At 60.8% G+C, this 13,417-nt stretch carries 13 protein-coding genes; 2 read left to right on the top strand and 11 right to left on the bottom strand.

The window, feature by feature from the left end; genetic code table 11:
* Positions 1-165: 165 nt before the first annotated feature.
* The 3 genes from KVQ74_RS02135 to KVQ74_RS02125 form a co-directional block, all read right to left on the bottom strand.
* Positions 166-1,530 (bottom strand): aspartate aminotransferase family protein, encoded by a 1,365-nt coding sequence (locus KVQ74_RS02135; RefSeq protein ID WP_217829349.1) that lies wholly within the window; start codon positions 1,528-1,530, stop codon positions 166-168.
* A gap of 56 nt (positions 1,531-1,586) precedes the next feature.
* Entirely contained in the window at positions 1,587-2,945 is a 1,359-nt protein-coding gene (locus tag KVQ74_RS02130; protein WP_217829348.1) for a glutamine synthetase family protein, read from the bottom strand.
* A 94-nt stretch (positions 2,946-3,039) separates the two neighbouring features.
* Entirely contained in the window at positions 3,040-3,408 is a 369-nt protein-coding gene (locus KVQ74_RS02125; protein ID WP_217829347.1) for a glutamine amidotransferase, read from the bottom strand.
* 278 nt (positions 3,409-3,686) lie between these two features.
* Here KVQ74_RS02125 and KVQ74_RS02120 point away from each other — a divergent pair, with 278 nt between their 5' ends.
* Both KVQ74_RS02120 and KVQ74_RS02115 read left to right on the top strand, forming a co-directional pair.
* Positions 3,687-5,063 carry a glutamine synthetase family protein gene (locus tag KVQ74_RS02120; RefSeq protein WP_217829346.1) on the top strand — a complete coding sequence of 459 codons (1,377 nt, stop codon included), beginning with the start codon at positions 3,687-3,689 and terminating at the stop codon, positions 5,061-5,063.
* Positions 5,064-5,268: 205 nt separating this feature from the next.
* Positions 5,269-5,901, top strand: coding sequence for a TetR/AcrR family transcriptional regulator (locus tag KVQ74_RS02115; RefSeq protein ID WP_217829345.1), 633 nt, complete (start codon positions 5,269-5,271; stop codon positions 5,899-5,901).
* Between the two features lie 107 nt (positions 5,902-6,008).
* Here KVQ74_RS02115 and KVQ74_RS02110 read toward each other — a convergent pair whose 3' ends face one another.
* From KVQ74_RS02110 to KVQ74_RS02075, 8 genes are all read right to left on the bottom strand, one after another.
* Positions 6,009-6,224, bottom strand: coding sequence for a TOBE domain-containing protein (locus KVQ74_RS02110; RefSeq protein WP_065259896.1), 216 nt, complete (start codon positions 6,222-6,224; stop codon positions 6,009-6,011).
* 31 nt (positions 6,225-6,255) lie between these two features.
* Positions 6,256-7,062, bottom strand: coding sequence for an aliphatic sulfonates ABC transporter ATP-binding protein (gene ssuB, locus KVQ74_RS02105; RefSeq protein ID WP_217829344.1), 807 nt, complete (start codon positions 7,060-7,062; stop codon positions 6,256-6,258).
* Entirely contained in the window at positions 7,059-7,841 is a 783-nt protein-coding gene (gene ssuC / locus KVQ74_RS02100; RefSeq protein ID WP_217829343.1) for an aliphatic sulfonate ABC transporter permease SsuC, read from the bottom strand. The genes ssuB and ssuC overlap by 4 nt, the downstream gene beginning before the upstream one ends.
* A 9-nt stretch (positions 7,842-7,850) precedes the next feature.
* Complete coding sequence (gene ssuD / locus KVQ74_RS02095; protein WP_217829342.1) at positions 7,851-8,999, bottom strand: FMNH2-dependent alkanesulfonate monooxygenase; 1,149 nt, start codon at positions 8,997-8,999, stop codon at positions 7,851-7,853.
* Positions 9,000-9,024: 25 nt separating this feature from the next.
* Positions 9,025-9,990 carry a sulfonate ABC transporter substrate-binding protein gene (locus KVQ74_RS02090; RefSeq protein ID WP_217829341.1) on the bottom strand — a complete coding sequence of 322 codons (966 nt, stop codon included), beginning with the start codon at positions 9,988-9,990 and terminating at the stop codon, positions 9,025-9,027.
* Between the two features lie 89 nt (positions 9,991-10,079).
* Positions 10,080-10,673 (bottom strand): NADPH-dependent FMN reductase, encoded by a 594-nt coding sequence (gene ssuE, locus KVQ74_RS02085; protein ID WP_217829340.1) that lies wholly within the window; start codon positions 10,671-10,673, stop codon positions 10,080-10,082.
* A 237-nt stretch (positions 10,674-10,910) separates the two neighbouring features.
* A complete protein-coding gene (locus KVQ74_RS02080; RefSeq protein ID WP_217829339.1) occupies positions 10,911-11,549 on the bottom strand; it encodes a peroxiredoxin in 639 nt (212 codons plus the stop codon).
* A 294-nt stretch (positions 11,550-11,843) separates the two neighbouring features.
* Positions 11,844-13,205, bottom strand: coding sequence for an OprD family porin (locus KVQ74_RS02075; protein ID WP_217829338.1), 1,362 nt, complete (start codon positions 13,203-13,205; stop codon positions 11,844-11,846).
* Positions 13,206-13,417 lie beyond the last annotated feature (212 nt).

The raw sequence follows: 13,417 nt of genomic DNA, 5'->3' as shown, positions 1-13,417 counted from the left end.
TGCTCCAAATTTTTCTTTTTTGAACCACTTTGTTCAGCGGCCGAACCCGGACAACTGGAACCGCGGCTAGTCTGGCAAGATCCGAGGCGGTCTTTCAACAAAAGGCCAACCTTTCTGACGGCTCCGAGCGACAGCGCTACAACGCCGTCGCTCAGAGCCTAGCACTTAGCCTTGCAATGCACTGAGGGTCAGATCCAGACACTTGCGTGCCTTTGTAACCAGCTCATCGATCTCCGCCTTGCTGATCACCAGCGGCGGCGCAATGATCATGGTGTCGCCCACGGCGCGCATGATCAGGCCGTTGTCGAAGCAGAACTGACGGCAGATCATGCCGACACCCTTGCCTTCGTAACGCTTGCGCGTGGCCTTGTCCTGCACCAGTTCGATGGCCCCCAGCAGACCGACGCCGCGCACTTCCCCCACCAACGGGTGATCGTTGAGTTCGCGCAGACGCTTCTGCAAATACGGTGCCGTTTCGTTGTGAGCGTGCTCGATAACTTTTTCTTCACGCAGGATGCGGATGTTTTCCAGCCCCACCGCCGCCGCCACCGGATGCCCGGAGTAGGTGAAGCCGTGGTTGAAATCACCGCCCTCGTTGAGCACCGCCACCACTTCGTCACGGACGATCAGGCCACCCATCGGGATGTAGCCGGAGGTCAGGCCCTTGGCGATGGTCATCATGTGCGGCTTGAGGTCGTAGAAATCGCTGCCGAACCACTCGCCGGTACGGCCGAAACCGCAGATCACTTCATCGGCGACGAACAGGATGTCGTACTTGGCGAGGATTTCCTTGATGCGCGGCCAGTAGGTATCGGGCGGAATGATCACGCCGCCGGCGCCCTGGATCGGCTCGGCAATGAACGCACCGACATTGTCGACGCCGACTTCGAGAATCTTCTCTTCCAGCTGGTTGGCCGCCCAGATCCCGAACTCGTCCGGGGTCATGTCGCCGCCCTCGGCGAACCAGTACGGCTGGGCAATGTGGACGATGCCCGGAATCGGCAAGTCGCCCTGCTCGTGCATGTAGGTCATGCCGCCCAGGCTCGCGCCGGCCACGGTGGAGCCGTGGTAGCCGTTCTTGCGGCTGATGATGACTTTCTTGTTCGGCTGGCCCTTGATCGCCCAGTAGTGGCGAACCATGCGCAGCATGGTGTCGTTGCCTTCGGAGCCGGAGCCGGTGAAGAACACATGGTTCATGCCTTGCGGCGCCACGTCGGCGATGGCCTTGGCCAGTTCCAGCGCCGGCGGGTGGGCGGTCTGGAAGAACAGGTTGTAATAAGGCAGCTCGCGCATCTGTTTCGCGGCGGCATCGGCCAGTTCATCGCGACCGTAACCGATCGCCACGCACCACAGGCCGGCCATGCCGTCGAGGATCTTGTTGCCTTCGCTGTCCCAGAGGTACACGCCCTTGGCATTGGTGATGATCCGTGGACCCTTCTCCTTCAGCTGCTTGAAATCGCTGAACGGGGCCAGGTGGTGCTCGCTGCTGAGCGCTTGCCACTCACGGGTTTGCGGGTTGTTGCTGGTCATGCCAATTCTCCTTGTTATCGGTGAAGGCGCGGCGTGTGACGGCCGCGCCGGGCGTATCAGACGGCGAACAGCAGGTATTCGCGCTCCCACGAACTGATGACGCGCTTGAAGTTCTCATGCTCGGCCCGCTTGACCGCGACGTAGCCGGTGATGAAGTTCTTGCCCAGGTACTTCTCGATGGTCGCGCTCTTTTCCATGCGCTCCAGGGCGTCCTCGATGGTCAGCGGCAGGCGCAGGTTGCGTCGCTCATAACCACGGCCAACGACGGGCGCGCTCGGGTTGATGCCTTCGACCATGCCGATGTAGCCGCAGAGCAGGCTCGCGGCGATCGCCAGGTATGGGTTGGCGTCGGCACCCGGCAGGCGGTTTTCCACCCGGCGGTTCTGCGGCCCGGCATCCGGTACGCGCAGGCCCACGGTGCGGTTTTCTTCGCCCCACTCCACGTTCACCGGCGCCGAGGTGTCCGGCAGGAAGCGGCGGAACGAGTTGACGTTCGGGGCAAACAGCGGCAACGCCTCGGGGATCAGTTTCTGCAGGCCACCGATGTGGTGCAGGAACAACTGGCTCATGGTCCCGTCTTCGTTGGAGAAGATGTTCTTGCCGGTCTCGATGTCGATGATGCTCTGGTGCAGGTGCATGGCACTGCCCGGCTCGCCGGTCATCGGCTTGGCCATGAACGTCGCGGCCACGTCATGCTTGAGCGCGGCTTCGCGCATGGTGCGCTTGAACACCAGGATCTGGTCAGCCAGGGACAACGCATCGCCGTGACGGAAGTTGATTTCCATCTGCGCGGTGCCGTCCTCGTGGATCAGCGTGTCGAGATCCAGGTCCTGCAATTCGCACCAGTCGTAGACGTCTTCGAACAGCGGGTCGAATTCGTTGGCCGCTTCGATGGAGAACGACTGACGACCGATTTCCGGACGCCCGGAGCGGCCGATCGGCGGCTGCAGCGGATAGTCGGGGTCGTCGCTGCGCTTGGTCAGGTAGAACTCCATTTCCGGCGCCACGATCGGCTGCCAGCCCTTGTCGGCGTAGAGTTTCAGGACTTTCTTGAGCACGTTGCGCGGCGACAGCTCGATCGGGTTGCCTTGCTTGTCGTAGGTGTCGTGGATCACCTGGGCGGTCGGCTCGATGGCCCACGGCACCAGGTACACCGCGTTCTGGTCGGGACGGCAGACCATGTCGATGTCGGCCGGGTCGAGCAGTTCATAATAGATGTCGTCTTCGACGTAGTCGCCGGTCACGGTCTGCAACAGAACGCTTTCCGGCAGGCGCATGCCTTTCTCGGCGATGAACTTGTTGGTCGGCGAAATCTTGCCCCGGGTGATGCCGGTCAAGTCGCTGATCATGCATTCGACTTCTGTGATCTTGCGGTCTTTCAACCAATCGGTGAGCTGGTCGAGGTTGGTGCTCATAAATGCCTCTGGGCTGAGTCTCCTGACGCGTGTCAGGCAATGTTTGACGCACTGGGCGTCGCGTTAGGGGGGCTTGCTCGCGCGCAGTGCCGGCTTACGCCTGGCACCGCGCATAGACAATGAAGGAGGAGCTTACCTGCCCTTTACGCTGGCGTTGCATTTCCTGTGCAAATCCCGGGCGTGCAGAATCGTGAGCAACGCACTGGACACGACGTCCGGCACGGCACAGGCTGGAGGAATGAAAGCGATCTATATTGGAAGGAGAAACAGTAAAGAGGGTGCCATCTCGTGCGTCCAGAATATCGGACGCTGACGTTTTCCCCGCCATGGACAGGCGTCCACTCGACAGGCCGCGAGTCTTGCGGGCTGTGGTATTGACGGACGTGTCGCCACTGATGTGATGAGCATGCAGGCCGGACTGTTGCGAGCAGTCGGTGACGCCGATTATCGGCAGGCGATACATGAAGCACCCCGGTATTATTGCTGTTATGGGTTTGACCCGAGCTTAGCCTTGTTCATTTTTTTACACAACACCCCCGTAAAAAATACAACACGGCCTGCTCAAGCCTGCGGGTGGCGTAAGTCCCGTGGACAAAAAAATGCCAAAAATTGCCCCATTAATGCCCCCACGGCGCTTTTTTAGGGCAAAAAAGGCCTCGCTTGACTTCGGCAGGCCGTTCGGGTTGACTGAAACCTGAAAAGATCAATGATTGATATTTTTAACAAAAAAGGTGTTGCATCATGTCGGTACCCCCGCGTGCCGTTCAGCTTAACGAAGCGAACGCGTTCCTTAAGGAACATCCTGAGGTTCTGTACGTTGACCTTCTGATTGCGGATATGAATGGTGTGGTGCGCGGCAAGCGCATCGAACGCACCAGCCTCCACAAGGTTTACGAGAAAGGCATCAACCTGCCGGCCTCTCTATTTGCTCTGGATATCAACGGCTCCACGGTGGAAAGCACCGGCCTGGGCCTGGACATCGGCGACGCCGATCGTATCTGCTATCCAATCCCCGATACCCTGTGCAACGAGCCATGGCAGAAGCGCCCGACCGCGCAACTGTTGATGACCATGCACGAACTCGAAGGTGACCCTTTCTTCGCCGATCCGCGCGAAGTGCTCCGTCAAGTTGTTGCAAAGTTTGACGAGCTCGGCCTGACCATCTGTGCCGCGTTCGAACTGGAGTTCTACCTGATCGACCAGGAAAACGTGAACGGCCGTCCGCAGCCGCCACGCTCGCCGATCTCCGGCAAACGCCCGCATTCGACGCAGGTCTACCTGATCGACGACCTCGACGAATACGTCGATTGCCTCCAGGACATCCTGGAAGGTGCCAAAGAGCAAGGCATCCCGGCCGACGCCATCGTCAAGGAAAGTGCCCCGGCGCAGTTCGAAGTGAACCTGCACCACGTCGCCGACCCGATCAAGGCGTGCGACTACGCGGTCCTGCTCAAGCGTCTGATCAAGAACATCGCCTACGACCATGAAATGGACACCACCTTCATGGCCAAGCCTTACCCAGGCCAGGCGGGCAACGGTCTGCACGTCCACATTTCGGTACTCGACAAAGATGGCAAAAACATTTTTGCCAGCGAGGATCCCGAGCAGAACGCCGCGCTGCGTCACGCGATCGGCGGTGTGCTCGAGACCCTGCCGGCGCAGATGGCTTTCCTCTGCCCGAACGTCAACTCCTACCGCCGTTTCGGCGCACAGTTCTACGTGCCGAACTCGCCGAGCTGGGGCCTGGACAACCGCACCGTGGCGCTGCGCGTTCCAACCGGCGCCGCCGACGCGGTACGTCTGGAGCACCGCGTGGCGGGCGCCGATGCCAACCCGTACCTGCTGATGGCTTCGGTGCTGGCGGGTGTGCATCACGGTCTGACCAACAAGATCGAGCCGCCGGCCCCGACCGAAGGCAACTCTTACGAGCAGAACGAGCAAAGCCTGCCGAACAACTTGCGCGATGCCCTGCGCGAGCTGGACGACAGCGAGGTGATGGCCAAGTACATCGATCCGAAATACATCGATATCTTCGTCGCCTGCAAAGAGAGCGAGCTGGAGGAGTTCGAACACTCCATCTCCGACCTCGAGTACAACTGGTATCTGCATACCGTTTAAGTAAGCGGATTGCAGTGATGAAAAACGCCGTTGGCTGAATCAGCCGGCGGCGTTTTTTTTATGGCCGCCTGCGGCGGTTCGCAGGCAAGTCCGGCTCCCACAGGAGCAATCCATTCCAGAGAGCGGCGGCCTGTTCCCGAAGGCCTTCGGGCAGACAACATCGAACCCGCCTCGTACAATGCCCGCTGCCCCGCAGGAGACTTCCATGACGCGCCCCGCCCCCGTCCGTAAACCCCGTGCCCGCAGCCAGGCGCGAATCGATTCGATACTCGACGCCGCGCGCACGCTGCTGGCCGCCGAGGGTGTGGCGAGCCTGTCGATCTACAGCGTCGCCGAGCGCGCGCAGATCCCGCCCTCCTCGGTCTACCATTTCTTCGCCAGCGTCCCGGCGCTGCTCGAAGCGCTGACGGCGGATGTGCATGCCGCGTTCCGTGCCTGCCTGCAGGCGCCGATCGATCATGATGCCCTGCAAGGCTGGCGCGATCTGTCGCGGCTGGTCGAGCAACGCATGCTGGAGATCTACGACGAGGATGCGGCCGCCCGCCAGCTCATTCTGGCCCAGCACGGTCTCACCGAAGTCACCCAGGCTGACCGTCAGCATGACCTCGAACTCGGCGACCTGATGCACAAGCTGTTCGACCATCACTTCGAACTGCCGAAGCTGCCGGACGATGTCGATGTGTTTGCGCTGGCGATGGAGCTGGGCGACCGGGTCTACGCCCGCTCGGTGCAACAGCACGGGCAGATCACCCCGCGCATGGCCGAGGAAGGGATGCGGGTGTTCGATGCTTACATCGGGTTGTATCTGCCGCCGTATCTGCCCAAGCGAGCACTCTAGCGCCGTCGGCAGCCTCTTCGTGGGCAAGCCCGCATCGCCGGTTTCAAGACAGGCATAAAAAACCCCGAAGGGCTCACACCCTTCGGGGTTGTTTTTGTGCCACGCCCTTACAACTTGGCGATCGACACCTCGGTGGATTTCACGAAGGCAATCACTTCACTGCCGACCTCCAGCTCCAGCTCCTTGACCGAGCGTGTGGTGATCACCGAAGTGACGATGCCGGAAGCGGTCTGCACGTCGATTTCCGACAGCACGTCGCCGAGTACGATTTCCTTGATCGAGCCTTTGAACTGGTTGCGCACGTTGATGGCTTTGATAGTCATGGCATTGATTCCTGTCGTTTGTGAACTTGCGTTATTGAGCCCAGCGCAATTGCGCAGGCAGTGGTGAAACGGGTTCCGGCGCCGGCGGCTCGCCGGGCAGGGACAACACACGGTTGAGCACTTCGGTTTCCAGCGCCGCCAGTCGATGCGAACCGCGTACTCGCGGACGCGGCAGCTCCACTTGCAGGTCGAGGCCGACTTCGCCGTCCTCGATCAGAATCACACGGTCGGCAATGGCCACCGCTTCGCTGACGTCATGGGTCACCAGCAGCACGGTGAAGCCGTGTTGCTGCCAGAGACGCTCGATCAGTTGCTGCATCTCGATCCGGGTCAGGGCATCCAGCGCGCCCAGCGGCTCGTCGAGCAGCAACAGACGCGGTTGATGGATCAGCGCCCGGGCCAGGGCCACGCGCTGCTTTTGCCCACCGGACAAGGCGGCCGGCCACTCGTTGGCGCGATCCGCCAGCCCGACCGCTTCCAGCGCCTGCAACGCTTGCGGGCGCCAGTTGCCCTTGAGGCCAAGACCGACGTTGTCGATGATCCGTTTCCACGGCAGCAGCCGTGCTTCCTGGAACATCAGCCGGGTGTCCTCGCGGGCATCGCTGAGGGGTGCAGAGCCGGCCAGCAACTCGCCGCCGGTGGGTTGATCGAGGCCGGCGAGCAAACGCAGCAATGTGCTTTTGCCGCAGCCGCTGCGCCCGACCACCGCGACGAATTGCCCGGCCGGAATATGCAGGTCGATGTCACGCAGCACCTGCCGCGCGCCGAAGGTCTTTTGCAGATTGCGCAGCGCCAGCGGAATCCCGCGCAGCAGGCGTGGAGGTTGTTGTGCGGTCATGCTGCACCTCCCTTCGTCACCTGATACGCCGGATGCCAGCGCAGCCACACACGCTCAAGGCCACGGGCCGCGAGGTCGGCCAGTTTGCCGAGCACCGCGTACAACAGAATCGCCAGCACCACCACGTCAGTCTGCAAGAACTCCCGGGCATTCATCGCCAAGTAACCGATGCCGGAGCTGGCGGAAATGGTTTCCGCGACGATCAGCGTCAGCCACATGAAGCCCAGCGCAAACCGCACGCCGACCAGAATCGAAGGTAGCGCGCCCGGCAGAATCACCTGCCAGAACAGGCCGATACCGGACAGGCCATAACTGCGCGACATCTCCACCAACGCCGGGTCGACGTTGCGGATGCCGTGATAAGTGTTGAGGTAGATCGGGAACAACGTGCCCAGCGCCACCAGAAAAATCTTCGCCGACTCGTCGATGCCGAACCACAGGATCACCAGCGGAATCAGCGCCAGGTGCGGCACATTGCGGATCATCTGCACCGAGCTGTCGAGCAAGCGTTCGCCCCACTTCGACAGACCGGTAATGAAACCCAGCACCAGGCCGATGCTGCCGCCGATGGTGAAGCCCAGCGCGGCGCGCCAGCCGCTGATCGCCAGGTGCGTCCAGATTTCGCCGCTGCGTACCAGGCTGACGCCGGCTTCGATCACCGCCACCGGTGCCGGCAGAATCCGCGTCGACAACCAGCCCGCCGACACCGACAACTGCCACACCGCCAGCAGTAACACCGGCAACGCCCAGGGCGCGAGGCTGTGGATAAATTTCTTCATGGCGGCGCCTCAGCTCTGGGACGCGGCTTTGGGAAGGATATCGTTGGCCACCATCTCGCCGAACGGACTGACGTAACCAGCGCTTTTCGGCAGTTCCGGACGCTCGATGTCGAGGTGCGGGAACAGCAGCTCGGCGACGCGATACGACTCTTCGAGGTGTGGATAACCGGAGAAGATGAAGGTGTCGATGCCCAGATCGGCGTACTCCTTCACCCGTGCCGCCACGGTCGGCCCGTCACCCACCAGCGCCGTACCGGCACCGCCGCGCACCAGGCCGACGCCGGCCCACAGGTTCGGGCTGACTTCGAGATTGTCACGGCTGCCACCGTGCAGCGCCGCCATGCGTTGCTGGCCGACCGAATCAAAGCGCGCCAACGAAGCCTGCGCGCGTTTGATGGTGTCGTCGTCCAGGTGCGAGATCAGTCGATCCGCCGCTTGCCAGGCTTCGGCATTGGTTTCGCGGACGATCACATGCAGGCGAATGCCGAAACGCACGGTACGTCCGAGCTTCGCCGCCTTGGCGCGGACCTGTTCGATTTTCTCGGCCACAGCGGCCGGCGGTTCGCCCCAGGTCAGGACCATCTCGACTTGTTCGGCGGCCAGATCCTGCGCCGCTTCCGAAGAGCCGCCGAAGTACAGCGGCGGACGCGGTTGCTGCAGCGGCGGATAGAGCAGTTTGGCGCCCTTCACACTGATGTGTTCGCCGTCGTAGTCGACGGTCTCGCCTTCCAGCACCCGACGCCAGATCCGGGTGAACTCCACCGAGGCCTGATAGCGCTCTTCATGACTGAGAAACAGACCGTCACCGGCCAGTTCTTCCGGATCGCCACCGGTCACCAGATTGAACAGCGCACGACCGCCGGACAGACGATCCAGGGTCGCCGCCTGCCGCGCCGCGACCGTCGGGGAAATGATCCCGGGGCGCAGGGCGACGAGGAATTTCAGACGCTGGGTCACCGGGATCAGCGACGCCGCCACCAGCCACGAATCCTCGCAGGAGCGCCCGGTGGGAATCAGCACGCCGCCGAAACCCAGTCGGTCCGCCGCTTGCGCGACCTGTTGCAGATAGCCGTGGTCGACGGCGCGGGCGCCTTCGGCGGTGCCAAGGTAATGGCCGTCGCCGTGGGTAGGCAGGAACCAGAAGATATTGAGGCTCATGGAGTGGTCTCCTTGGGGATTCGAATTACTGCGCCTTGGCCACAGCGGCCGGTGGGGTCCAGATCACATCCTTGATGCTCAACGGCTTGGGAATCAGCTTGAGCTGGTAGAAGGTGTCAGCGATTTTCTGTTGCGCGGCGACCACTTCCGGGGTCAGGAACAGCGCGCCGTAGCCCTGGCGTTTCACCGAGGTCAGGGTGATGTCTGCCGGCAGACCGAGCAGCGGCGCCACCTGTTGGGTCACGTCCTGCGGGTTGGCCCTGGACCACTCGCCGACCGCGCGCACTTCTTCCACCAGGGTCTTGATCACCTCAGGGTTTTTCTGCGCGTAAGGTTTGGTCGCCAGGTAGAACTGATGGTTGTCGACGATGCCTTTGCCGTCGCGCAGGGTGTGCGCTTGCAGCTGTTGCTCGGCAGCAGCCTGGTACGGGTCCCAGATCACCCAGGCATCGACGCTGCCACGCTCGAACGCCGCGCGGGCATCGGCCGGTGGCAGGAATACGGTTTGAATATCGGTGTACTTGAGTCCGGCGTCTTCCAGCGCCCGTACCAGCAGGTAGTGAACGTTGGAGCCTTTGTTCAGGGCGACTTTCTTGCCCTTGAGGTCAGCGACGGATTTGATCGGCGAGTCTTTCGGCACCAGGATCGCTTCGCTGTTCGGTGCTGGCGGCTCATAGGCCACGTAGAGCAGATCGGCACCGGCGGCCTGGGCAAACACGGGCGGGGTTTCGCCGGTGACGCCAAAGTCGATCGAGCCGACGTTCAGGCCTTCCAGCAGTTGCGGACCACCGGGGAATTCAGTCCATTGCACGTCCACGCCTTGGGCGGCCAGACGTTTCTCCAAAGTGCCTTTGGCCTTGAGCAGCACCAGGGTGCCGTACTTCTGATAACCGATACGCAGGGTCTCGGCCTGAGCTTGAGTGATGGCGCCGAAGGACACAGCCGCAGCAAACAGAGCGACCAGACCGCGACGCAAAAATACAGTGCGCATAGCGCTCTCCTTTTTGCTGTTGGGTTTTGGCTGCACCTGCTTGCCCGTTGGCGGGCGAGTAAGGCCAGTACTTCAAATTTCGATGAGGCTTAAATGCTCCAGCGAGCACTCAACAAACGTTCGTTCAACAGACCTGGCGCCAGCGGCTTCGGCCGACGGGCCATGGCCCCGACAAACTCTTCCAGCGCCGCATGCAGACGCTGCTCCAGTGCCGGTGCCAACTGCGCCTGGGCACTGCCTTCGCCGTAGGCGATCAGGCTGTCCTCGGCAAAAATCCCTTGCAGCATTTCCTGCGCTTTCAATGCCGCCAGCACCGGTTTGAGGGCGTAATCGACCACCAGCATGTGGGCGATGCTGCCGCCGGTTGCCATCGGCAAGACAATCTTGTGGCTCAACGCACGCTCCGGCAGCAGGTCCAGCACGGTCTTCAGCGCACCGGAAAACGATGCCTTGTACACCGGCGTGGCGATCAGCAGGCCATCGGCGTTTTCGATCTGTTGCAGCAGGTCGAGCACTTTCGGGCTGTCGAAACGGGCGTGGAGCAAATCTTCGGCAGGAAAGTCCCGCACCTGATAACTCACCACTTCCACCCCTTGCTGCTGCAACCAGCGTTGCGAGCGCTCCAGCAACACTCCGGAACGGGAGCGTTGGCTGGGACTGCCACCGAGCGAGACCACCAGCATTCAGACGATTCCTTGCGCGTTACAGGCGATTCGCGGGCTGCGATCTCGCTTCGATGGGAATGACCTTACCAGCTGATTCATATATCCATAAATCATATTTATTTATTTGGTTATTCCTTATGGAGATATACGAATCACTTTCTTCCGGGCAAAAAAACAGGCCGTCGAAACGGCCTGAAATCCCCTGCTTTGTGGATTTGCAACGCTGAATGCTGTGCTGCCCGGACGGACGCCGGGTTACTTGTTCGGCTGCGGCGTCAGGCGCAGGTACGGTTTCACCGCACGGTAACCCTTCGGAAAGCGCTGTCTGATTTCATCTTCATCCTTGAGCGACGGCACGATCACCACCTCTTCACCGTCCTGCCAGTTGGCCGGCGTGGCCACCTTGTAGTTGTCGGTGAGCTGCAGGGAATCGATGACCCGCAGGATTTCGTGGAAGTTGCGCCCGGTGCTCGCCGGGTAAGTGATGGTCAGGCGAATCTTCTTGTTCGGATCAATCACGAACAGCGAACGCACGGTCAGGGTGTCGCTGGCGTTCGGATGGATCAGGTCGTACAGGTCGGAAACCTTGCGATCGGCGTCGGCCAGGATCGGGAAGTTGACGACGGTGTTCTGGGTTTCGTTGATGTCTTCGATCCACTTGTGGTGCGAATCCACCGGGTCGACCGACAGTGCGATGGCTTTCACGCCGCGCCGGGTGAATTCATCCTTGAGCTTGGCGGTGAAGCCCAGCTCGGTGGTGCACACCGGGGTGAAGTCCGCCGGGTGGGAAAACAGCACGCCCCAGCTACCACCCAGCCACTCGTGGAAACGGATCTTGCCGGCGCTGGAATCCTGTTCGAAATCGGGGGCGATATCGCCGAGTCTGAGGCTCATGGTGCTGCTCCTGATGAGTTGTTGGAGACCTCAACTGTAGCTCGGGATTTGAGATTCTGAAAAAGAATAAATAATCAGATATTTATATCAGTAAAGAATATTAAAGATCTGTTCACTGGACGCTTGCCGCCAGCGCGCCGAATATCGCTTGCAAGGTTCGAGAAGGCCTTGAGTTGCTGTAAAGAGGGGAATTTCGGGACAGGTCTACGGGGGTGGGCCTGACCCGAAACGCAAAAGCCCCGTCCGGCGCGATGCCGGACGGGGCTTTTTTTATCAGCGGATCGAGTCGCGCTATTACAGCAGCGGGATCGAGTAGCTGACGATCAGGCGGTTTTCATCCTGGTCACGCTGACCTGGGATGTCGTTGCGCCAGGTAGCGTTTTTCCACATGAAGCCCAGGTTCTTGGCCGGGCCTTCAGGAATCACGTAACCAACGGTGAAGTCGCGTTCCCACTCGGAGTTGCCGTTGCCGTTTTCACGACCGTTGGCACCCACGGTGTCGATGTTGTCGCCACGCAGGTAAACCACACCGGCGGTCAGGCCTGGCAGGCCGACTTTGGCGAAGTCATACGAGTAGCGAGCTTGCCAGGTTTTCTCGCCGGCACGACCGAACTTCTGGATCTGCATGTCGGTGATGGTGTAGTTCGACGAACCGTCGCCCTGGTTCAGCCAAGGGAAGTCGCTGCTGCCGTTGGAAACCTGGTAGCCGCCACCGAAGGTGTGACCGGCAACGGTGTACAGGAACAGGCCGCTGTACAGGTTGTTGTCGACTTTACCGCGACCGCTGGCGGAACCAGTGTAGTTACCGCTGCTGAAGTAAGCAGGGGTATTGCTGTTGGCGCCGTCATCGGAGCTGTTGAAGTAACGGAAGTCGGACTTCAATACGCCCGGGCCGATTGCCCAGTTGTGAACCAGACCCAGGAAGTGCTGCTTGTAGAAGTCTTCCAGGTTGCCGTAGTAGTACTGGGCAGTCAGGTCTTTGGTGATTTTGTAGTCACCACCGGCGTAGATGAACTTGTTGCTGTCGCGACCGCTGATGGTCGGGCTGTTGGCGCCGCCGATCGACAGTTGCTCGTTGTTGCTGGAGTTACGACCTTTCACGGCTTCGATCTGACCACCGACCAGGGTCAGGTCCTTGATGTCGCCGGAAGTGATCTGGCCACCCTGCCAGGTTTGTGGCAGCAGACGACCGTCGTTGGTCACGATAACCGGCAGTTTTGGCTGCAGGGTGCCCAATTTCAGTTCGGTCTGGGAGATCTTGGCCTTGGCGGTCAGGCCCAGGCTGGAGAAGTTATCAACAGCTTCGCCGTTGGACTTGCTCGGGAACACAGTACCGCCGTACGAGGTGGCAGTGGCGCCGTTGGTGCCGCCGCCCGAATCCAGACGCACGCCCAGCAGGCCGATGGCGTCGATACCGAAGCCTACGGTGCCTTGGGTGTAACCGGAGATGAAACGCAGATCGAAGCCTTGGCCCCACTCTTCGTTCTTGCTCTGTACGCCGGAAGCGGTACGAGCAGCGCTGTCGCGGTTGTCGGTGTTGATGTAGAAGTTACGCAGCCCCAAGGTGGCCTTGCTGTCTTCGATGAAACCGGCGGCGCCTGCCTGCTGCGCCAAAACCCCTACGGCCACGGCCAGGGCCAAGGTGGACTTGTTCATGTATCGCTCCTCTCGTTTCTAATTCTTGTGTTCCTGGTCCGGGGTCTGATGCCCCTGGATCCTGAGATGCGCGATTAGCGCCAGACCGTGACTGACAAGTCAATCGTAACCTTGTGCGTCTACGACCAAGGTCTAATCGCAGTTATTTGGTCCCTGCAGGGTAAAGACTTCCAGATAAACCCAAAAAGAATTTATTCATTCTTTTTCATATC

This window comes from Pseudomonas botevensis (assembly GCF_019145475.1).
In the GTDB taxonomy this organism is placed as follows: Bacteria; Pseudomonadota; Gammaproteobacteria; order Pseudomonadales; family Pseudomonadaceae; genus Aquipseudomonas; species Aquipseudomonas botevensis.
This window is presented reverse-complemented; position numbering and strand designations above follow the sequence as displayed.